At 46.1% G+C, this 21,298-nt stretch carries 18 protein-coding genes; 5 read left to right on the top strand and 13 right to left on the bottom strand.

All coding sequences use genetic code 11. The features are described from left to right. The first annotated feature begins 170 nt into the window (after positions 1–170). Entirely contained in the window at positions 171–1,253 is a 1,083-nt protein-coding gene (locus ACSX1A_RS20235; protein WP_439881446.1) for an endonuclease/exonuclease/phosphatase family protein, read from the top strand. An 85-nt stretch (positions 1,254–1,338) separates the two neighbouring features. On the opposite strand, the gene ACSX1A_RS20230 is transcribed toward ACSX1A_RS20235, so the two are convergent. Continuing rightward, positions 1,339–1,530, bottom strand: a complete 192-nt coding sequence (locus ACSX1A_RS20230) for a cold-shock protein (protein WP_187067061.1) — start codon at positions 1,528–1,530, stop codon at positions 1,339–1,341. 404 nt (positions 1,531–1,934) lie between these two features. Beyond that, positions 1,935–2,237, bottom strand: a complete 303-nt coding sequence (locus ACSX1A_RS20225; protein WP_439881445.1) for a hypothetical protein — start codon at positions 2,235–2,237, stop codon at positions 1,935–1,937. Positions 2,238–2,271: 34 nt separating this feature from the next. On the opposite strand from ACSX1A_RS20225, the gene ACSX1A_RS20220 reads away from it, so the two are divergent. Then, positions 2,272–3,591, top strand: a complete 1,320-nt coding sequence (locus tag ACSX1A_RS20220) for a hypothetical protein (protein ID WP_439881444.1) — start codon at positions 2,272–2,274, stop codon at positions 3,589–3,591. Between the two features lie 97 nt (positions 3,592–3,688). Here ACSX1A_RS20220 and ACSX1A_RS20215 read toward each other — a convergent pair whose 3' ends face one another. The 7 genes from ACSX1A_RS20215 to ACSX1A_RS20185 form a co-directional block, all read right to left on the bottom strand. Beyond that, the gene (locus ACSX1A_RS20215) at positions 3,689–4,564 is read right to left on the bottom strand and encodes an SDR family oxidoreductase (RefSeq protein WP_439881443.1); all 876 of its coding nucleotides are present in this window, start codon (positions 4,562–4,564) and stop codon (positions 3,689–3,691) included. Between the two features lie 164 nt (positions 4,565–4,728). After that, complete coding sequence (locus ACSX1A_RS20210) at positions 4,729–5,574, bottom strand: hypothetical protein (protein WP_439881442.1); 846 nt, start codon at positions 5,572–5,574, stop codon at positions 4,729–4,731. 136 nt (positions 5,575–5,710) lie between these two features. Continuing rightward, complete coding sequence (locus tag ACSX1A_RS20205) at positions 5,711–9,643, bottom strand: AAA domain-containing protein (protein ID WP_439881441.1); 3,933 nt, start codon at positions 9,641–9,643, stop codon at positions 5,711–5,713. An 84-nt stretch (positions 9,644–9,727) separates the two neighbouring features. After that, positions 9,728–10,672 carry a helix-hairpin-helix domain-containing protein gene (locus tag ACSX1A_RS20200; RefSeq protein ID WP_439881440.1) on the bottom strand — a complete coding sequence of 315 codons (945 nt, stop codon included), beginning with the start codon at positions 10,670–10,672 and terminating at the stop codon, positions 9,728–9,730. Between the two features lie 177 nt (positions 10,673–10,849). Beyond that, a complete protein-coding gene (locus tag ACSX1A_RS20195; protein ID WP_439881439.1) occupies positions 10,850–12,502 on the bottom strand; it encodes a sodium-dependent transporter in 1,653 nt (550 codons plus the stop codon). A gap of 180 nt (positions 12,503–12,682) precedes the next feature. After that, on the bottom strand, positions 12,683–13,582 hold the full coding sequence (locus ACSX1A_RS20190; protein ID WP_439881438.1) for an SDR family oxidoreductase: 900 nt from the start codon (positions 13,580–13,582) through the stop codon (positions 12,683–12,685). Positions 13,583–13,587: 5 nt separating this feature from the next. Further along, positions 13,588–14,235, bottom strand: coding sequence for a peptidylprolyl isomerase (locus ACSX1A_RS20185; RefSeq protein WP_439881437.1), 648 nt, complete (start codon positions 14,233–14,235; stop codon positions 13,588–13,590). A 305-nt stretch (positions 14,236–14,540) separates the two neighbouring features. Here ACSX1A_RS20185 and ACSX1A_RS20180 point away from each other — a divergent pair, with 305 nt between their 5' ends. Next, complete coding sequence (locus tag ACSX1A_RS20180; RefSeq protein WP_439881436.1) at positions 14,541–16,088, top strand: alanine/glycine:cation symporter family protein; 1,548 nt, start codon at positions 14,541–14,543, stop codon at positions 16,086–16,088. An 85-nt stretch (positions 16,089–16,173) separates the two neighbouring features. On the opposite strand, the gene hemC is transcribed toward ACSX1A_RS20180, so the two are convergent. The 4 genes from hemC to ACSX1A_RS20160 all read right to left on the bottom strand — a co-directional run bounded on the left by hemC (position 16,174) and on the right by ACSX1A_RS20160 (position 19,903). Next, complete coding sequence (gene hemC / locus ACSX1A_RS20175; protein ID WP_439881435.1) at positions 16,174–17,127, bottom strand: hydroxymethylbilane synthase; 954 nt, start codon at positions 17,125–17,127, stop codon at positions 16,174–16,176. A 95-nt stretch (positions 17,128–17,222) separates the two neighbouring features. Continuing rightward, a complete protein-coding gene (locus ACSX1A_RS20170; protein ID WP_439881434.1) occupies positions 17,223–18,350 on the bottom strand; it encodes an ATP-binding protein in 1,128 nt (375 codons plus the stop codon). Between the two features lie 20 nt (positions 18,351–18,370). Then, on the bottom strand, positions 18,371–19,579 hold the full coding sequence (locus ACSX1A_RS20165; protein WP_439881433.1) for a GlmU family protein: 1,209 nt from the start codon (positions 19,577–19,579) through the stop codon (positions 18,371–18,373). Positions 19,580–19,657: 78 nt separating this feature from the next. Then, positions 19,658–19,903, bottom strand: coding sequence for a type B 50S ribosomal protein L31 (locus ACSX1A_RS20160; protein WP_439881432.1), 246 nt, complete (start codon positions 19,901–19,903; stop codon positions 19,658–19,660). A gap of 183 nt (positions 19,904–20,086) precedes the next feature. Between ACSX1A_RS20160 and ACSX1A_RS20155 the strand changes: the two genes are divergently transcribed. Continuing rightward, on the top strand, positions 20,087–20,602 hold the full coding sequence (locus ACSX1A_RS20155) for a phosphoribosyltransferase family protein (protein WP_439881431.1): 516 nt from the start codon (positions 20,087–20,089) through the stop codon (positions 20,600–20,602). 72 nt (positions 20,603–20,674) lie between these two features. Next, the gene (locus tag ACSX1A_RS20150) at positions 20,675–21,253 is read left to right on the top strand and encodes a non-canonical purine NTP diphosphatase (RefSeq protein ID WP_439881430.1); all 579 of its coding nucleotides are present in this window, start codon (positions 20,675–20,677) and stop codon (positions 21,251–21,253) included. Positions 21,254–21,298: the final 45 nt, after the last annotated feature.

Raw genomic sequence — 21,298 nt, 5'->3', positions numbered from 1 at the left:
TAAAATAATGTAAAAAGTCCCTTTGCTAGTTTAGCACAGGGACTTTTTACATTATACTGCTATCAGCCTATCTCTGCTGTAAAGAACTCGTAAACAAATATAGCAGCAACAAAACGTTTGCTGCTATAGTATGAGTTACCACGCCTTAATGTAAAACAGCACCATACAGCATGAAAACCGCTCTTATAATACTAGGTTTTATATTCACCCTATTTTCCTTTTTACCAATCATCAGAACTCCTCTGTGGTGGATAAGGATACTTGATTTTCCACGTTTTCATGTAGCTATTCTGCTTACCATAGTTTTACTGGCCTACTATACTTTTTATAGTGTAGATGGCACAGCCGAAATTGCCATGATCATTGTTTGGATAGCTGCCATTATCAATGAGGTCCGCTATGTTTTTAACTTTACTCCTATTGTTAAGCCGGAAGCCCTGAAAACAAAGAAAGCTCATCCTGAAAATGCGTTTACCCTAATGATTGCAAACGTGCGGATGGTGAACAAGGAATATGAAAAATTCAGAAAACTGGTTCTGAAAGAGAATCCTGACATGCTCATTATGAATGAGCCCAACAATGCCTGGTACGAGAGCGTGCGAAAGGATTTTGAGAACAAATTTCCATATTCTATCAAAAAACCTCTTGAGAATACCTACGGCATGCTTTTATGGAGTAAGTTTAAACTCCATAACAGTGAGGTGCGATTTTTGGTGGAAGATGGCATACCTTCTTTTTATACTGTAGTGGAACTGCCAAGCGGAGATAAAATTGATCTGTTTACGGTGCACCCTCAACCACCGCGCCTCCTGAAAAACACGGAGACACGCGAAGCAGAACTACTCCTAGTGGCTAAAGAAGCAAAGAAAACAAAATACCCCAGCGTTGTAGCCGGAGACCTGAACGATGTAGCCTGGTCAAAGACTACAAATCTCTTTAAACAGATCAGCGGCATGATCGACCCACGGGTCGGACGCGGCTTCTTCAACACCTATAATGCCCAGATACCACTCTTCCGCTATCCGCTCGATCATGTTTTTTATGACCAGGAGTTCAGGTTAGTCTCGCTGAGAAGGCTGGAGAAGTTTGGCTCTGACCATTTTCCGATTGCCATAACGCTTAACTATGAGCCAGAGCGTGAGCAGCAACAGAAGCACCCGGTTGCTGATCAGGAAGAAAAGCAGGAGGCAAAAGAGATGATACAGGAGGGTTTGGAGAAAGGTGAAGAACGCAACGTGGAGAAGAGCGAATAAGCAAAATCCGGAAATAAAAAACCCGCTCAGTAAATGAGCGGGTTAAAACAGATGAATGGTGCCTTGCGGCTGGTATATTTTAAACTTAGATTTTCTCTACGTTTATTGCATTCAATCCTTTTTTGCCATCCTTAACCTCAAAAGAAACACGGTCGTTCTCACGGATTTCGTGTACCAAACCAGTCTGGTGCACAAAGATGTCCTGATTAGTGTCATCAGCAACGATGAAACCGAAACCTTTTGATACGTTGTAGAATTTTACTTTACCTGTCTTCATTACGATAAAAATTTTTAATAATGTGGCAAAGGTACATATATCTTTCAATATTACTACAAATCACAAAAAAATATTAACCAGTACATCTTCAACCAGTTACGCACTTAATCTGCTCCTTTTTTGCTTTCCCGAAGCAGTACTTCCAGCAAAGCCCGTCTTACTCAGTGCCTTTCGGCCTTACACGTTAACAGAGCAATATAGCAATAACCATGTTTCATCAGGTTCGTATAGCTAAAACGTTCTGTTACACCTAAAAACAAAATTTTTACTCACATTTTTGGCTTAACAGCAACAAAATAAAATCCACATCTGCAGCCCCTGTGGTTACGTGTGTGGGGCAACGCAACAAACTTAATTTTAACTATAAACAAGGAGATCAGAACTATGAAAGACACTGAGAAAAATCAAAGTTCAAACCAATCATCAAACTTATCATCGGGTGATTCCTCGAATTCACCTTCTTCATTATCCAGTTCATCAGGAACTACAGGCAGCAGCAGCGGCTCAAGTTCTTCAAGTGGCTCTACAGGTTCCTCATCAAAGAGCGGCAGTAGCAAAACATCAGCTTCTACTACAGGATCAAAATCCTCAACTACAAAAGCAAAAGCTGGCTCTTCTAAAAAAGAGAGCAAAACAACAGATTCTAAAACAGGCAAATCCTCTGGAAGTACTACTTCCGGGCAACAAAGCAGCAGAGGCTCCGACACAGGCCAACGCTCCGAATATGGCAGCTACGGTTCTATGAGCAGTGGCTCAGAGCGCGAATTCCAGGGATCAAGCCAAAACAACGAATATAGCAGCCAGGGCGGTTATGGCTATGGCTCACAGTCTGGCAACTATGGCGGACAAGGCAACTACGGTTCCTCTTCTCAGGATATGGGCAGAGGCCAGGGAATGCAGAGTGGCTATGGTTCAGGTTCATCACAAGGCATGTCTGGTAGCTATGGCTCATCGCAAGGTGGGTATAACTATGGTAACCAGGGCGGCATGGAAGGCAACCGAATGCGTGCGCAAGACTCTTCTAATGACATGTATGGAAGCAGAGGTGGCATGCAAGGAGGTTACCAGGACCGTGAAGGCGACATGCAGGGCGGCTACGGTGTAATGAACGACCAGGGTGGCATGGGCCGCTACAACCAGCAAAGCAACCAGGGTGGCTATGGCTCGCAAGGTAATTACGGGTCACAGTCGAACTATGGATCTGCATCTCAAGAGTATGGCAGCCAGGGCGGCTATGGTTCAAGAGGTAGCTACGGTTCTTCAACTCAGGGCGTATATCAGCAGAATTACGGACAGGGCGATTATGGCCAGCGCCGCGGCGACTATCAAGGCGGATATGAGCAAGGCAACTATGGTGGCTCATCTGGCTATGGTAGCCAGGGAAGACAAGGATCCAGCGGCCAGCAAGGGTACGGTTCCAGCATGTCTGGTTCCGGATCTGGCAGAAGCAACATGCAAGGCGGCTACGGCGACAGAGACCGTTATGGCTCAATGGGCTACGGCTCGTCAAGAGGTATGAGTGAATATGACCGCGACAACCGTGGTTCTCAGAGAGGCTGGGATTCACAAAGTTCTATGCAAGGTGGTTATGGCGGTCAGGGCGGTTATGGCTCACAAGGCGGCTCTTATAATGATGAGTACCGTTCTTCCAGATACGGCTCACAAGGCAGCGATTATGGCCAAGGCGGTTATGGCTCAAGAAGCAGCTACGGTGATAGAAGCCATGACAGAGATAGAGATAGAGATAGAGACAGAGATAGAGGCGGCTACGGCGACAGCAACTATAGCCGCGGCATGAGTGGCGGATACGGTTACGGTTCAGGCTCTTCTAATCAGGGCGGGTATAGCTCAGGTGGCTACGGACAAGGAGGACGAGGCGGCGATCAAAGCCGTTATGGCTCCATGGACAGCGGCACATCTTACTACAGCGATAACCGCGGCTCTACCTCACGTGAAAACTTCAGAGGCTACGGTAGCCAGGGCGAACATGGTTCCGATCAGGACAGAAATCGCTATGAAAGTCGCAGAAGCGACCGTTACCGCAACATGGACAGAGACTAACTTTTAGTTTCCTTACCAACACAAAAGAGCCACTCCATAATGGAGTGGCTCTTTTGTGTTGGTAAGGTTTCTTTAGCTGTAATTATCTACCTAGGGCTTACATAAAGCAATCTTTATAGTCCATCATAAACTGGCGAAATGAGTGTGGTTTACGCCCGATCAAGCTCTGTACTTCATCGTTCACTTCATTAGAATATCCTGATCGGTATACCCCATGTAATTCAAGTAAGGCATCCGCAAGCTTTTCTGGCATCCCTTGTTGTTTCATGGCTTCTCTGGCATTCTCCTCTGGTACATCCACATAACTAACCTTTCTGCCCAATACTTCGGTCATTATTTGTGCCACATCATAGTTAGAGAGTGCTTCAGGACCTGTTAGGTCATAAGATTTACCTTCGTGCCCTTCGCTCGTAAGCACTTCCACTGCTGCAGCGGCAATATCACGGGTATCTATATAGCCTATCTCGCCATCACCTGTCGACATATAAAATTTACCTTCTTTCTTAATGCTTTCTGAATTGAAGTTTTCAAGGTTTTGCATGAATAAAGCAGGCCTCAGAAAAGTATAGGCAATGCCACTTTCTTCAATATACTTTTCAATTTCACGGTGCCACCGGCCCAGTTGGATTCCGGGCTCAGCATCTGCACCCATGGCAGATAGCTTCACAATATGCTTTACTCCTGTTTTTTTAGCCTCATCTACCAGAATTTTCGCCATTTCTATCTGGTCTTCCGCGAAGGGCGTGATCAAAAAAAGTTTATCTACGTGTGTAAACGCGGCATGTAATGATTCCCTGTTCTTAAAATCGATTTCAACAATTTCCACATCAGGCAGCCGCTTCAGGTTCTCTCCTTTTATCAGGGAGTGCACCCCAGCACGCACGCGTAAATCTCCATCGATCACTGCCAGTTGTGTTACTACCTCTCGGCCAACATTTCCTGTTGCGCCTGTTACTAATATCGTTGTGTGCATAGTTTTATTTCGGTTGAGTTCTATATTACTTACTACGTCTAATTTTATATTGATGATGGGTAAAGTGGCGAAGCAGCGAAATACGAACCTTTTACGGCCTCCTCCCTATCTTTATAAACGTAGCAGGTAAGCCGGATTCAGCGCCACAGTAAGCACATCATGCATCATCGTTTTGACAGCGTCACTCTAAATATCTTCCCGTTTTCATTTGTTATCAGCAGCTGATCCGGTGCTGTGTAAAGTATAGCTTCTGCTTGCCCCGTACGGCTAAGTGGTATACAGGAATGCCGGCCACGCAGGTCGATTTCTCCATTCTGTACTCTGAACAGATATAACCTGCCGTAACCAAGTATGGCAAACTGGTCTCCTGCGGGAGATATGTCGGCTGCAGTTACCATTGCCTTTACAGCTAGTTGCTCTTTTAACCTGGCAGTGTAGTGGCCCGGGGCTGCAGGTAACACATAGAGCTTCAGCTTTTTTGCTTTGCTCCGGCTTTTTGTGAAAAGGTAAAGTGAATCCTGGTGATAGAAAAAAGCTTCCAGGTCAAAATCAAGTTCATTTTCACCCGGTGGAAACTTCACCTGATCTTCAAAAGCAAAATCAATTGTCCCGGACAGGTTATAAGTTGATTTATTAAGCTTGTAGATGCGCAAGTCGCGTCTGCTATTCATGTTATTGCCAAAATCACCGATGTAGAGGTACTCAGGGTCTTCTGCAAGTTCTTCCCAGTCTGTATTTTGCAGTTCCAGGGGCAGCGTTTGAAGCAGCTTCCCTTTGAGTGTCACCTTATAGAGCTGTGCCGGGTTATCACCATCACTGTGGGTCCAGAAGGCACTATCAGGGGCATGGGCAAGCCCAGAACTCTCCAGCACACTATCATCTAACCGGCCAATTCTCTCTATCTTATACTTAACGTCAGGCTTTTCGAAACCACTGCTCCTTTTTTCGGATCCGCAGCCACAAAAGGTGCTTTGCAGGTAAACATAAATAGTAAATAGCTTAATAAGCATAGGTTTTACTTGAGTTGGGTGCTGGTATTTTATCCGTACTCATAGCACATACTCTTCTGCTTGCGCTAAGGTTGAGTGGCAGTGATTGTCAATGAAGTGACTCAAATAAGCTCTGGAGTATTTTGCGGCACCTGGCCTATAGGATACCTGTGAGAAAAGCTTTCCTGTTCTCCCAGAACTGCCGGCTATACACGCGTTGGTATGGCCAGTGGCGGAGTTGTAGCAACTTGGGCAGGTCAGCATATGAATGGCGCACGGTCAGCTGGTTATAAAACAGGTCATCATCCGTTAGCACCACCCCTTTATACTTTCCGTTTTCCATTACCGTCAGATCTGCAAACGGTACTTCCTGTTTAAGTGCAGGCACTAATTTTTCAAGTTCTTCTTTTAGCAACGGTACCTGCGTAGGCATACTTTCCTGCTTTGGCTGATACTGAAAATACCTGCGGCTTACCTGCTGGGCATATAACAAATACTCCTTCAAAAGCTTAGGCCCCGGGTGCAGTGCCTGTTCAACCTGCAATTGCTCTGCCCGGATACTGCTAACAACAAACACCTGTTGCTTTGCACGCGTTACTGCCACATTCAGCCTATTTTCGCCACCTGCCTGGTTTAAACTGCCAAACTGCATGTTCAACCTCCCTTGCTCATCCGGCGCATACCCCACAGAAAGTATGATCACGTCTTTCTCATCTCCCTGTATGTTCTCGATATTTTTGACCAGAACAGTTGCCGGCAAAACAATGTTCTGCCCGGTTGCTTTCTCCTCCAGCAGATCCTGTACCAGCATCTGCTGGCTATAATTAAACGTAATTACGCCCACTTCCTGCTGGCCGGCCTGCAACTGCTCCAGAACCAGCTCAACTACTTTTTCTGCTTCTGGCAGGTTTGTATTGTGCTGCCACAGCCCATGCACCTTTACAAATTGTATAGCTGGCTGCCTGTCATTGGCATTGTGCAAATCCGGGATCAGTTCCAGCTTCTGTCGGTAAAAATGCCTATTCGAGAATTCGATCAATTCAGGGTAACGACTGCGGTAATGCTGCGTGAGCATAGTTTGAGGCAGGTATAAACTGCACAGCTGCAGCAGCGACTCCGCCGAAAGCTCCTCAACCTCCTCCTTATTTTCTCCGACCCAGCGCGTGCGATACAGATCTGAAGGTTGCAGCTGCTGCTGATCTCCGGCTACTACAAGTTGCTTGCCTCGCAGCATGGCTGGTATCCCTGTTTCTGCAAAGCACTGCGAGGCTTCGTCAAATATCACCAGGTCGAAGCAGGCCTTCAGTGGCAACACAGCCGAAACAGTTTCAGGGGATGCCAGCCAGCAAGGCACCAGTCTTAGTATCTCCTCTGAAAACAGATCAAAAAGTTTGCGGATAGGATATAGACTTCGCTTCTTGATAACCTGGGCGTATAGCCTGCGATACGTAACAGTGTTACCAAGGCGGTTAAGCTCCAGGTTACGGTAAGTTTGCTCCCGCAAACGCGATAGCACAATCTCCTGGCTCAACCTCTGCTTCTCCTGCAATAGCCTCTGCAGCTCCTGCTCCAACTGCTCCAGTTCTCCGTTACTAGGCATCCGGAGCACCGGGCTTTGGGTCTCAAGCTCATGCAGCCATGCCAGGTACAGGCTGTTCAGAAACAGGCCTGCACCCTCCTCGGCAGTACCAACACGTTGCTGTAGCAGCAACTCTGTGAGTTGTAATTCAGACGCTGAAAAGTTATCCTTAACCCCATCAAAAGCTACCAGTTTCTCAAAATAGAGGGGCAACTCCTGCAGCAAGGCATCCTTAAACTGCTTATCCTCTATTATCCGCTGCACCTGCGCTTGTGTTAACCACTGGTGCCAGTTTTTGGCAGCCAGGTTTAGCTGTTCTATACTATGTAACAGACCTTGCAGCAGTTCTGGCAAATCTTTGCGCTGCAATGTTTTTTCATTCAAAACCTTCTCCCGGTGCAGCTTCCGTAACCGCCTCAGCGCCTCCAGTGCCTGCTCCACAACGTGCAATTTTTGTAGTGCCTGTGCAGGAAGATCACTAATAGACAAGGACTGTTCTACCACAGCATTGATCTTTTGCATCAACTCCTCTGCCTGTTGCCGTAAATCCAGACGACGCTCTAACTCGCCCAGACCTTTTGCGTTAAGCTCCAACTGATATTTTGCCAATGCCTGTTTCAGCACTTTTTTATCATCAGAGAAAGCCCAGCCAATACGTTTCAGGAGCTGCCCTTGCTGCTGTTCATACTTTATTAAAGCTACTCTTACGCGCCCAAGGTCTGAGGCGGGGATAGCGTCATCAGGTGCAGGACAAACCAGGTATAACTGTTTCAGCTCCTGCACATGCTGTTGCAGGTCTTTTATACTTACCTGCTTTTGTATTAGCTGCTGCACTTCAGCCAACACACTCTCCTGTTGCAGTACCGCTTTGATCTCACCTAAACTCTTTATTGCAGCAGCATACTTATCCAGGTTTACCAACTGAAATACAAAACCACTCTGTTCGCTTACCTGTTTCTGCCATGCTGTATATTCTGCAGGCAGAGCACTGATTACTTTTTCCAGTTGTTGCCGCTGCTGCCAGCTATACCCCTTCATACTCACGCGATCGCGCCAGGCGAAATCCTTATGCGAGAACTGCATGGCCTGCTGCAGGTACAGCTTCATACGAGGCAAGAAATCAGGAAGTGTACCGGAGGTGATTTCTTTAAATTGAGATGTCAGACTAACATGCGGTGCGTTAGGGTTACAGCGCAGGTACAGCTCTTTAGCCGACCACCCACACCTGCTCGTATCAAACAGCGCATTTTTGAATTCCTCCAGCTTTTCTATACTACGGTTAATGCCACGGCTAGCTTCCAAAAACACCCTGTCAGTGTATATGCTGTTTAAAGCAAGGTTCTGTTTTTTATACTCGTCTAATTGCTCTACCTGGTGCTGTAGTTTGGCGAATACTGGTTTTCTGTCCGTATTAATATCATGCACTAATGCAGCAAAAGTACCCATCCCCTGTTGAGATAGCCGCTTATACACCACATCCAGCGCTGCCCGTTTCTGGCTCACAACCAGCACTTTCTTGCCCCTTGCCGTAAAGTCTGACACAAGGTTGCATATCAACTGAGACTTACCCGTACCCGGTGGCCCCTGCACTACCAAAGACTTTCCTTGCTTCACCGCCTGCAGTGCCAGCTCCTGAGAGGCATCCATGGCAAAGGCAGTAAAAGTTTGCTGTGCCTGTGTGTTACTGGTTAGTAAATGTTGGGCTGAAGTATCAAAAAGATCCTCCATCTCCTTCAGGTCCTCGCGCTCCAGCAGCGTATCATAATCAGCCAGTAAATACGATGCGGCCTGCGGAAATATGCCCAGCACTGCCTCCTGCTCCAGGTATAGTTGGCCTGGCTTTAACGCGTCTACATACTCCGCTTTTTTAAACTCCCGGAAAGGCTTCAGTTTATCAGCAAAAAAATCTCTTCCTGCATTTACGATTAGCTGATGCTCCTTTAGCAGTTCGTATATCTTTGTCCGGAACTCCAGGGGGTGCTGTGGCAGGGTGCTCAGGTCAAGTTCTGTGAGCTCTTCAGCTAGCGCAGTGCCCATATAATGCGCGTAGGCCAGCAGGAAGCTTTGGTTAAATTGCGGCTGCTGTGCCATGTCCGGTACTAGTTCCCAATCCTGGGTTGCGCTTACCTGTAAGGTAACCGGGAAGAAGAGCAGCGGGCAACGAACAGCTGTTCCGTCAGAGAACCTGCCGTGAACGAATGGCCAGCCCAGGTAAAGTTCTCTGCTGCCTCGCTCCTCAAAAATCATGTCAGCTTTTCGCCTGATGTACCGCAGCCGTCTGCTGGCGGGAGCCACAGGGGCATGCCGGCTATCGGCATACGGGCAAAGCGGTATTCTTTTTTTACCGGCAAGCACATGTTCAATTACTGTAAAAGCAGGCGTGCCTCCTAAAAAATCAAGCGACTCAACATCCATGTGCAATTCCCGGGACAGGCGGAGCAATACCAAAGCCCTGTTGCCAGAGCCAAGATTGAGAAGTCTGCGTCGGTAGTTTTTAAGGATGTTTTTCATAGTGCCTGCCCCGTTAACGAAGAATCGTTGGCGGTAGTCTTGCCAGGGTAGCAAGTTAGCACGAAAAGGAAAGAAAAACGTATGCTACAGAGTAAGATAAGGTTTCAATTTGTTGAATAGCTCAGCACTTATCAGCTTCACTTGTTGCACATCCTCCACGTGTTCATAATTCCCGTGCTGCTCACGGTAAGACACAATAGCCCTGGCTATGTTTGACGAGATATAAGGGTGTGTCTTCAACTGCTCAGATGTTGCTGTGTTCAGGCTAAGCTGGTTCAGGTTGATAGCTTTAGGTACAAAAGTATACTTCTTCAGGCTGTCCACTACTTCCGGCTGTAAGCCATACACTTCTTTTAGCTGGCTGATATCAGTAAAGCCGCCCAAACTATTTCTGTACTTTATAATGCGTGCTGACAGTTTGCTGCCAATGCCCCTGATCTGTTTTAACTGTGCGGTATCTGCTGTGTTGATGCTGAAGGGGACAAGTATAAACCTCTCTTTGGCGCGTTTAGCCCACTCTGGCCTGGGTACATTATTTGATGCTGCTATACCCTGATTGCGGCCATACTTTGCGGGGCGCTCCGTGGGCAGTTGAATATAGGGATAAAGCTTCTGAAAAACGGAATCCGGGAGGCCGTACATTTTACCTAGCTCTGCCTTGTAGGTAAAGTCACCTACTTTATTCCTGTAGTTCATAATGCGCTGTGCCATAAACTTTGGCAGCCCCATTTCCTGCCACTCCTCTACTGTTACCTTATTTGGATTGAAGGGGCGCAGGTTATCAGTTAAGGTAAAGAAAGCCTTTCGCGATCCTGCATCTGGCTGCTTTGTTTCGAGCAATGCCACAAGGCTATCCAACTCCTGAATGTCGGCCAGGGTATTATCTGATAGCCTGGGTTGATACAGCTTATTAAAAAGAAATGGTGCTACCGTAAGTAGCACCATTATACTTATCAGCCACAGAAACCCGTTTACCTCACGTTGTGAAAAAGCAAAGTAACGCCGGATCCAGTACCTGATTCTTTTCATTTATTCTTTTTATGGATTCGGAACCTGACGATCAGGCTCATCATCGTTATCCAGATACGAGTCTGGTTCAGGTTTAGGTGGTGTGTTTACCACTCTCATAAAGAAATATATCATTAATCCTGTCACCAGTGTCATGGTGGTGAGCATGATAATCAGTGCTGATGTATTCATGGTATCTTAGATCTTTCCTTCTCTAACTCTCTTTTTATAGGCAATGTATACCAACAGCGCAATGCTCAGGAATACGGCCACTAGCAGTATACGCGAAGCGTTTACAAAGAACAGTGTATCCTGCAGCTGCGTGATCACAGACGGGTCAGTAGCTTCAGCCAGCTGGCGCTCTAAACTTGAATTCTTTATTTTGTTGATGATAGAACTATCGTCCAGGATCCAGTCGCCAGAGAACGCTTTGCCCCAGTCTCCGCCTTTTGGTGTTACCAGCGATCCAACGAATACCCACAGTAAGAGCAACGGTGTGATAAACTTAATGATGAAGCGGTAAATACCCGGAACTTTAATATCTGCACCTGTTGTGATCTCACGCCAGCCTTTGTCCATGCCGAATACCCAGGCAAACAGAATAGACTCAAATAACGCAAACACTACCAGCGATACTGTTCCTGCCCAATAGTCATACTCGTCAAACACGCCATACTTAAAGAACAGCACAGTTGGCATTCCAAGTAAAAACACGATAAGACCGAATGACCAAGCAGCTGATTTACGGCGCCAGTTAAACTCATCCTGCAGGAATCCGATCCAAGGTGTACCCATGGCCAGAGACGAAGTGATACCGGCAAAGAAAAGAAGACCGAACCACATAAAACCGGCAACAGCCCCTAACACATCACCCCACTGGTAGAACAAGTAAGGCAAGGTTCGGAAACCAAGGCCAAGACCACCGCTCTGCACCAGTTCCGTAACACGGTCGATGCCCAGGTAGCCAATAGAAATAGGTATCAGGATAGCACCACCCAGTACTACTTCCACAAATTCGTTCATCCATCCGGCTGACATAGCGTTTAGAGCAATATCATCATTAGAGCGAACATAAGAAGCGTAGCAATGCACCGTACCCATACCCACAGAAAGGGTAAAGAAAATCTGACCTGCAGCGGCCAGCCATACATTCGGCGACCACAGTTGTGAATAATTTGGTGTCCAGAGGAAGTTAAGGCCTACAGAGCTGTCGTTGATAGCGCCGTTCTCACCTGCGCTGATCGTGAAACCTTTGTATGCAAGGAAAGCACCAAATACGATCAGCATTGGCATACCGATCTTAGCAACACGTTCTACACCTTTTGCAAGGCCCTGAGAAAGGATCCAGGTATTGAGCAATAAGCAAAGTACAAAGAATACAATAGGCTCAAATGGAATACCAAGCGTTGATCTACCCAGGCTAACGTACTCATTGAAGAAAGCAGAAACGCCATCCTGATCTAATCCGCTAAAGCTGCCCAGCAGGGAGTGAACCACATAAGAAAGTGTCCAGGACTCCAGGTAGCAGTAATATGACGCTACCGCTATATTTGTCCAGATACCAAATACGCCAATGTATTTCCAAAGGCGGTTTTTGTGCATGGTATCTACAATAAACGGAGTTGAATGGTGTCCGAACTTACCTCCGAAGCGGCCCATTGACCACTCGATCCACAACAAAGGGATACCCATTACTAAGAAACAGACGAGGTAAGGGATAATAAAGGCGCCACCACCGTTTTGCACTGCCTGCACCGGAAACCTAAGGAAGTTACCGAGCCCAACAGCGTTACCGGCCATAGCCAGAATGAGACCCACGCGTGAGCCCCACGATTCTTTGTTAGCACTCATAAAATAAGGTAGAAGTAATTAGTTTAGTTTTGGTATTAGTTTAGTTTAGGTCGTAATAATCTGAAATTTAAAGAAACAATTTAAACAATACACAAATCCACGGCATTAAAAATCAGATATTTTTAATATTTGTGCTGATACTCAGGGCACTTTTCAACTATCAGCAGTAGGGTTGATGGCTTAAGCCTGGTCGGCCACCATTCGTATTCCTTCCATAAAGCTGTGAGGTCTGAATCCTAACTCTTCTTCGGCCTTCCGTATGTTAAAACCTGTGCGCGGCGGCCGTTTGGCAGGTTGGGTAAAAGTAGAAGCATTTGCTTTATCAATCAATGACTTATCGAGTGCGAAATATTCCGCTACCTGCATCGCCATGTCGTACGGTGTCAGCATCTCTTTGCCGGAGATATTGTATATCCCCTCTGCATCGTGCTCCACTGCCAGCCAGCAGCCCATGGCCAGGTCTTCTGCCAGCGTCGGCGTTCTGAACTGGTCGGTTACTACTTTAATAACTTTGCCGGCCTGCAAGCTATCGCGCACCCATAGCACGATATTGGTACGACCATAATCATGAGCAACTCCAAAAACAAGAACCGTACGCAGGATGGCCCACTTACATTTTGCTTGCTTCACAAGTTCTTCGGCCATCAGCTTAGTTTCGCCATAAAAGTTTACCGGGTTTGGAGTTGCCTGCTCATCATAAGGCCCGTTTTCACCGTCAAAAATAAAGTCAGTGGATACGTGCACCAAGTGTACATTATACTTTTCGCAGGCGTCTATCAGGTACTGTACCGCATCGCGGTTAAGTATAACCGCACCCTCACGGTCCGTTTCGCACTGGTCTACGTTTGTCATGGCAGCAGTATGAATAATGTGCGTCGGCCGAAAATCACTTACTACTTTTTCGATCTGTTCCGGGTCTGTTACGTCCATACTTCTGAACGGCAGTGTGGGCATTATAGCAGCAAGCTTATTTTCGCCCCGGCTTGTCGCCAGCATCTCAATGCTTGTCCGGGGTAATAAAAGTTCTGCAAGCTTTTGCCCCAAAAGCCCGTTAGAGCCCGTTATCAGGATTCTCTTCATCCGTATTATTTCTTCAGTGTTTGCGTATTGTAATCGTAGTCGTACTTTCTGGCGATCTTTTTCTTCTTCACTTTCTCCACACTTACCTTCATCTTAATATCTGACAGCGGTCTGTCACGGCCATCTTTTGGCTGCTCGGCAATCTTATCGATCACATCCATACCATCCACTACTTGTCCGAAAACAGTATAAGCCTGGTCCAGAATAGGCGTGCCATCATGGTTTTCTACTATGTAAAACTGAGAACCGCTGGACTCCCGCTCCGGATTAACCATGTCGCCTTTTCTGGCTGCCGCTACTGCACCGCGCACGTGTTTATGACTGGCCTTTATCTCAGCAGGGACCGTGTAACCCGGATTTCCCGTTCCATCGTTCATCGGGTTGTCGTCCTTTGAGTTCGGATCTCCTCCCTGTATCATAAAACCATCTACAATCCTGTGGAAAGTGGTTCCGTCGTAGTAACCCTCCTTTGCTAATTTCAGAAAATTATCCCGATGCAGTGGCGTATCTTCAAATAAGACCAGTTTGATCTCTCCCTGCGGAGTTTCAATAGTTACCAGTTGATCTTTCCCTTTTGGCTTCTGAGCCAGCGCCACCAGGGGTTGTTGAAGTACAACGATGGCCAGTATGGCAATAACTTTAAGTGATTTCATCTTTTAAAATGCGTTTTGGTACGGTTTGCAGGCACTTTGCTAATGCCTGAAATCAAATTTAAGTATTTTCGATATAGGGTATAAGCAAAATAAGCATGTATTGCAGCGCATTTACTTATCCCAGCTGCTAATATAAACAAGAAGGATGCAGGCCCCAAGCAGGTAATCTGGTCATAAAAAGTCTTATTACATTGTATTATATGACTTTTTATATGTACAGACCGATGTAATCCGGCTTCAAACTTTACATTGCCCCCGGAAAAAGCTAAATTTAAGATACTGACAAATCAACCTAACCATATTTGATGAAAAAATATTTATTAACAGCCGGATTTTGTTTTTCTTCTGTCATTAGCCTGTTTGCAAGAGCACCCGAAGCTTCTGTAGACGAACAAATAGACGCTGCTGTTGGCCCTGCCGCTCAGCTGATCTCTGACGTTATTTTTTACGAAGTACCTATTTCAGACACTACCGGTATTCCACTCATCCTGGTGTGGCTCCTGCTGGGCGCTGTTTTTTTCACGGTATATCTTGGCTTTATAAACATTCGTGGTTTTAAGCACGCATTAGATATAGTCCGGGGCAAGTATAACCAAGTTGGTGCTCCTGGTGAGGTGTCTCATTTTCAGGCCTTAACAGCTGCGGTTTCCGGAACTGTTGGCTTAGGGAATATTGCCGGTGTTGCCATTGCTATTTCACTGGGTGGCCCTGGCGCTACCTTTTGGATGATACTGGCTGGCTTACTGGGTATGTCGTCTAAATTTGTATCGTGCACACTAGGCGTAAAATACAGGGATGTACATGAGGACGGCACTGTTTCAGGTGGCCCTATGCATTACCTGAACAAAGGCCTGAAAGAAAGAGGCATGGCTGGAGCAGGTAAGTTTCTGGCCGCCTTCTTTGCTATTATGTGCATAGGCGGTGCAATAGGCGCGGGTAACATGTTCCAGATAAACCAGGCTACACAGCAGTTCATTGCTGTTACTGGCGGGCCGGCCTCATTTTTCGGGGGTGGTAATGCCTGGATGTTTGGCCTGATAATGGCCGTGCTTGTTGGCCTCGTAATTCTGGGAGGCATGAAGAGTATTGCCAAAGTAACCGAAAAGGTGGTTCCGTTTATGTGCGGTATCTACATATTATCAGCCTTGATAGTTCTTGCTGTTAACTTCACAAACATCCCTGCTGCTTTTGTAGCCATTTTCGAAGGCGCCTTCTCCAGCAGTGCTTTGGCTGGTGGTTTAGTAGGTGTCATGATTCAGGGCTTACGCCGTGGGCTTTTCTCTAATGAGGCTGGTATCGGTTCCGCTTCCATCGCTCACTCTGCAGTAAAAACAAATGTGCCGGTAACGGAGGGTTTCGTTGCCTCCCTTGAGCCATTTATTGATACAGTAGTGGTCTGCACAATGACGGCCCTGGTTATCGTGGTAACGGGGTCTTACAAAATGGATACCGGAGACGGCATAGCTCTAACTTCTACTGCCTTCGCTACGGTAATAGACTGGTTCCCACTGGTATTGGCAGCAGCCGTTATTCTGTTCGCTTTCTCCACTATGATCACATGGTCTTACTACGGGCTTAAGTCCTGGACTTACCTTTTTGGCAATAACAAAGCAGCTGAGATTAGCTTTAAGGTTCTGTTTTGCGCATTTGTAGTACTGGGAGCGCCTATTAAACTTAATAGTGTCGTGGCATTTTCCGATGCCATGCTGTTTGCCATGAGCATCCCGAACATGATTGGGCTTTACTTGTTAGCACCGGTTGTGAAACGCGAAATGCAGGCTTTCTTAACGTATGTACGTTCCGCTAAAAAGAAACCGTTAACTGAAGAAGCAGTAGCAGCAGCACAAGTATAATTTTGCCTGTTATAGGTATCTGTTAAAGCAAATGGCCGCTTCTAAAGTAGAAGCGGCCATTTGCTTTAATTGGTTCTATACTTTATCAGATTTCGGTGCGTTCGCGCCTGATGCTTTCCAGTATTTCTTCACCGCCACGGCTCAGCGTATCGTTTGCCAGTTGCTCGCCTAACTCTTCTGCGGTAACTGTTGGCCCTGTAAGGGTGTCCTGAAGAAGGATTTTCCCATCAAGGCTGACAATACCTCCTGTTATACTGATTCCGTCTTCTATCAGCGTTGCGAGAGCAAAAGAGGGAATGCTACAGCCTCCTTCCATTGTTCTCAGAAATGCACGTTCTGCCAGGAGGCAAATATGGGTTTCAGTATGGTTAAGCGCCTTCTTTAATCCGCTCTTAAGTTCCGAATCAAGCGATCGGGCACATTCTATGGCAACACTACCCTGCCCTGCTGCCGGCACAAACTCCTCTTCCGGAAAAGTATGCACGATCAAGTCGTCATAACCCATTCTTTTTACACCTGCGTATGCCAGCATGAGCGCATCAAACTGCTTTTCCTCCAGCTTACGCAAACGCGTTTGTAAATTACCCCTGGACTCAGCAGTAGTTACATTCGGATAGTACTTCTTTAGTAGTGCCCTTCGGCGCGTTGAGGATGTACCGATTATGGCATTGCTCTCACGCTCCAGTTTAAAATCAGGATCGAAGCTAAGGATTACATCGTTCACTTTTTCACGCTCCATAAATGCAATCAGCTCCAGGTCACCTGGTATAGTAGACTGCACGTCTTTTGCACTGTGCACAGCAACCTCTATGCTTCCCTCTCGCAAACTAACTTCCAGTTCTTCTGTAAAAACGCCTTTCGAGCCGATCTTATCCAATGAACGGTCCAGCACCTGGTCTCCTTTGGTACTAATGATCACCAGCTCCGTTTTGTAACCTGCAGCCTGTAGTTTTTCTGCCACATGCTCTGCCTGCCATAAAGCCAGTTTGCTGCCACGGGTACCAATTCGTATCGCTTTGTCTGTTATATTGTCTTGCATAAGTATCTGTTTTACGTGCTGGCTACTTCACTATCAACCCCATTTATACGGAAGCCTGCCGGTACTACTTCAATAAGCTGTTAGTGCTTTACTGGTTAATTTTTACCTCTCAGGTATCCTGCAATCTGTATTGAACTATCTACAAAGACCATTTTAGGATTTGCATTTCGTTCGATATGGTAATGCGCCTGATTTAATTCTTCGGTTAACTGGCCTGCATTGTCACCTGTGATCAATTTGGAAAACCTCTGAACAAATTCAAGCTCTGCAGGTGGTAAGTATGAAACAAGGGCTTCGTCTACACCATAAAGCATTACTTTACGGAAGAGACTGAGCGCGTACAGTAAAAAGTTTTTCTGGTTTTCACGGCCCAGCACCTGAAATTTGTCGCTCATATCTATCACCTCACCAAACTTATAACTATAGCAGTTTCGCATCCAATCGGTAAAAAAGGCAAAATAGTCGCTGCTGATCTCAGTGGTAAGTTTGGCTGCAGCATTAAAATTTCCCTCGGCCAACTGCGCTACCTGGTAAGCTGTTTCAGGGCTTGCATTATACTTCTCCTGCACAAACTGCATCACTTCTTCCTGCGTAAAATTACGCACCTGCATTATCTGGGTACGGGAAGTAATGGTTGCCAACAACTTTTCTGCTGATTGCGCCACTAACAGGAACAGTGTTTTGGCGGGTGGCTCTTCCAATAACTTGAGCAAAGCATTGGCCGCAGTAGGGTGCATCAGTTCCGGCAACCAGATAACTACAATTTTATAGTCTCCCTCAAATGCCTTCAGCGAAACCAGCTTTACCAACTGCCGGCTTTCTTCTTTAGAAATTATCCCCTGCTTGTTCTCGGCACCGATGTGCTGCATCCACTCATTTAACCCCTGATACGGGCTGGCCAGCACAAACTCGCGCCATTCGTTCATGAACTTATTACTAAGTGCATCTTTGCTAACGCTCTTTGTGTTGGTCACCGGCATCACAAAGTTAAAGTCCGGGTGCACCAGCTTGTTCATCTTTACACAGCTACTGCATGTTCCACATGAATCATGAGGCTGCTTATTCTCGCAATTTATATACGTAGCATAAGCCATTGCCAAGGCAAGATTCGCACTGCCCTCCTGCCCCAGGAACAGCTGCGCATGCGCCACATGGTTCTGCTGCACTGATTTCAGCAATAAAGCTTTTGCCTCCTGATGACCTATTATCTGTGAAAACTGCACCTTAGCTAATTAATTCTTACTTAACTTTTTTTATCCCACACCCGGTATTGTTGTGTTTCATTAAACACATGCTCCAGTATGGCTTTCTCTGTATCATCGAACAACTTATGACGGCGTTCCATTACTTTCTCTGCCACTTCGTAAGCTTTGCGCAGCTGAAACGTTTCAAAGCCTGCGGCTCCGCCCCAGCCAAAAGAAGGAATAAAGTTACGCGGGAAACCTGCTCCGAATATGTTGGCACTTACGCCAACAACGGTACCCGTATTAAACATGGTATTGATCCCGCATTTACTATGATCGCCCATGATCAGGCCGCAAAATTGTTGCCCTGTACTTTTGAAGCCGCCTTTTGCATAGTTCCAGATCTTTACTTCTGCATAATTATTCTTTAGGTTAGAAGTATTCGTATCGGCTCCGATGTTGCACCATTCGCCTAATACTGAATTGCCCAAATACCCTTCATGACCTTTGTTGGTGTACCCGAAAATCACAGAAGCCGCAACCTCACCACCTACTTTACAGAAAGGACCAATACTGACATCTCCGCGCATTTTACCACCAACATTCACATGGCTCTCCTCCCCCAGGGCAAAAGGCCCTTTAATAACAGCCCCTTCGTGTATCTGGGCATTCTTACCAATGTAAATAGGCCCGTTTTCAGCATTGAGTATGGCCGCCCGAATCTTTACCCCTTTTTCTATAAAGATATTCTCCTCATTATAAACAATTGTATGCTTATCATAAATCGGATGGCTTACTTTTCCGGCCGTAACAAGTGCGAAGTCTCTTCGGATCTCCTCTCCGTTCAGGAGGAATATATCCCAAAGGTTGCGCACTAAATTGCAGCCATTCGTACAGTCGCGGCGCTTACTAGTAGCGGCATCCTTTATGTCTGTAATATTTGTCAGATTCAGGTTATCGCCGTTCATAGCCAGCAAGGTATCCCCGCTGTACAATGCCTCCCCTAACTTGAGTGATAGTATCTCCTGCACCAACTCATCAGTAGGCAGTAAACCGCCATTTACATAGAAGTTGCTGTGATTATCTTCCATCGTATATTTCTGGGCGAGGTACTTATCAGTCAGATAAGAGACTGGCAGATTTGTGATCTCACGCCATTTTTCAGAAATAGTCAGTATGCCTACTCTTATTTCAGATACAGGTCTGGTAAAAGTCAGGGGCAGCAGATCCTGCTTAATGACGGGGTCACAGAAGAGAATAATATTCATAAGTACAAAAATAAAAAAGTCTTCCTGATATTCTCAGGAAGACTCTTCTTTTAAAACGTTTTAACCGGAATTAACCGCTTATTTCTTTTGGTAACGCTTGTTGAACTTCTCTACGCGACCTGCAGTGTCCACGAAGATGTTCTTACCAGTGTAGAAAGGGTGAGAAGCTGAAGAAACTTCCACTTTGATTACTGGATACTCTTTTCCGTCTTCCATCGTGATAGTTTCGTCAGAAGTCATTGTAGAACGAGTGATGAATTTGAAATCACTGGTCATATCCTGAAAAACCACCTCTCTATACTCTGGGTGAATGCCTTTTCTCATTATTATAAACGTTAATTAACCTTAATTCTAAATCGGACTGCAAATTTAACAAGAATTTTGGAAAGTAAAATGTTATACGCCAAATTATTTTACAACATGATAAAAAGCTGCAGCTGATGCAATTATCTTGTTAAATTTGTCTGAAACATCGACAGGCTCGGACACTTCTTTGCTAAACAAACCATGACGCCACAAACACAACAGCACAACCTGATCCTTACCAAAGCGCAAATAGAACAGAAGATCATACGCATGGCTTATGAGATCTTTGAGCGCAATTTTGAAGAGCAGGAGCTCGTATTAGCAGGCATACATGAGAACGGCTATACGCTTGCCAGCATGCTGGCCAGTCAACTGGCATCCATTTCTCCTATCAAAGTACAACTGCTGCATGTGCATTTAAACAAAGCAACTCCGCTGGATGCACCGGTTTCACTGGGGCCCGATGATACGGGTATAACCAATAAAGCTGTTGTACTGGTAGACGATGTTCTGAATACCGGCAAAACACTGGCATATGCTTTACGCTCCTTTCTTGAGCTAAACCCGAAGAAGGTGGAAATTGCAACACTTATAGACAGGCACCACCCGCTTTACCCGGTAGCCGCCACTTATACAGGATATTCACTGGCAACCACACTCAAAGATCATGTAGAGGTAGCGCTTACACATGAAGAAACAAGCGCATACCTGCATTAAACACCCAGGCAGGCGCTCTTTTTTATACTTTGCTGCCTGCACATCAAAGCTTCAATATTTTAAGTTAACCTCATGAAACAACTCTGCTTTGCTACTAACAACAAGCATAAGATTGCCGAAGTAAGCCAGATGCTGGCAGGAAAGTATAAACTGCTAAGCCTTGAAGACATAGGCTGCCATGTAGAATTACCAGAGGAGCAGGACACACTGGAAGGCAACTCGCGCCAGAAAGCCGAGTATGTGTGGCATAATTTTAACATTAGCTGCTTTGCAGATGACACAGGCCTGGAGGTAGAAGCGCTGGGAGGTGCCCCAGGTGTTTACTCAGCACGGTATGCCGGCCCACAGCGTTCTGATAGCGATAACATACAACACCTGTTAAAAAACCTGGAGCCGCACCAAAACCGCAGGGCACGATTCCGCACCTGCATCACTCTGATTCTGGATGGAAAAGAACATCAGTTTGAGGGCATCGTAGAGGGAACTATAACAACAGACTGGCAAGGCAACAAAGGTTTTGGTTATGATCCGGTATTTATGCCGCAGGGGTACAACAAAACATTTGCAGAAATGACCCCGGAAGAGAAAAATCTTATCAGCCACAGAGGACGTGCCGTTCAGAAACTGGTCGTTTTTTTAAGTACCCGCTAATAATGTCCAAATTTATTACCTGTGCTTGTGGGCTTGTTCTGTATA

The sequence above is a fragment of the Pontibacter sp. MBLB2868 genome (assembly GCF_051904785.1).
Taxonomy (GTDB): domain Bacteria; phylum Bacteroidota; class Bacteroidia; order Cytophagales; family Hymenobacteraceae; genus Pontibacter.
This window is presented reverse-complemented; position numbering and strand designations above follow the sequence as displayed.

Bases quoted from the DNA above. Each gene is read 5' to 3' on its own strand.
- ACSX1A_RS20210 (WP_439881442.1), bottom strand. From the start codon at position 5,574: ATGCTTATTAAGCTATTTACTATTTATGTTTACCTGCAAAGCACCTTT.
- ACSX1A_RS20200 (WP_439881440.1), bottom strand. From the start codon at position 10,672: ATGAAAAGAATCAGGTACTGGATCCGGCGTTACTTTGCTTTTTCACAA.
- hemC (WP_439881435.1), bottom strand. From the start codon at position 17,127: ATGCAAGACAATATAACAGACAAAGCGATACGAATTGGTACCCGTGGC.
- ACSX1A_RS20230 (WP_187067061.1), bottom strand. From the start codon at position 1,530: ATGAAGACAGGTAAAGTAAAATTCTACAACGTATCAAAAGGTTTCGGT.
- ACSX1A_RS20185 (WP_439881437.1), bottom strand. From the start codon at position 14,235: ATGAAATCACTTAAAGTTATTGCCATACTGGCCATCGTTGTACTTCAA.
- ACSX1A_RS20180 (WP_439881436.1), top strand. From the start codon at position 14,541: ATGAAAAAATATTTATTAACAGCCGGATTTTGTTTTTCTTCTGTCATT.
- ACSX1A_RS20155 (WP_439881431.1), top strand. From the start codon at position 20,087: ATGACGCCACAAACACAACAGCACAACCTGATCCTTACCAAAGCGCAA.
- ACSX1A_RS20205 (WP_439881441.1), bottom strand. From the start codon at position 9,643: ATGAAAAACATCCTTAAAAACTACCGACGCAGACTTCTCAATCTTGGC.
- ACSX1A_RS20235 (WP_439881446.1), top strand. From the start codon at position 171: ATGAAAACCGCTCTTATAATACTAGGTTTTATATTCACCCTATTTTCC.
- ACSX1A_RS20160 (WP_439881432.1), bottom strand. From the start codon at position 19,903: ATGAGAAAAGGCATTCACCCAGAGTATAGAGAGGTGGTTTTTCAGGAT.
- ACSX1A_RS20190 (WP_439881438.1), bottom strand. From the start codon at position 13,582: ATGAAGAGAATCCTGATAACGGGCTCTAACGGGCTTTTGGGGCAAAAG.
- ACSX1A_RS20195 (WP_439881439.1), bottom strand. From the start codon at position 12,502: ATGAGTGCTAACAAAGAATCGTGGGGCTCACGCGTGGGTCTCATTCTG.
- ACSX1A_RS20215 (WP_439881443.1), bottom strand. From the start codon at position 4,564: ATGCACACAACGATATTAGTAACAGGCGCAACAGGAAATGTTGGCCGA.
- ACSX1A_RS20150 (WP_439881430.1), top strand. From the start codon at position 20,675: ATGAAACAACTCTGCTTTGCTACTAACAACAAGCATAAGATTGCCGAA.
- ACSX1A_RS20165 (WP_439881433.1), bottom strand. From the start codon at position 19,579: ATGAATATTATTCTCTTCTGTGACCCCGTCATTAAGCAGGATCTGCTG.
- ACSX1A_RS20220 (WP_439881444.1), top strand. From the start codon at position 2,272: ATGAGCAGTGGCTCAGAGCGCGAATTCCAGGGATCAAGCCAAAACAAC.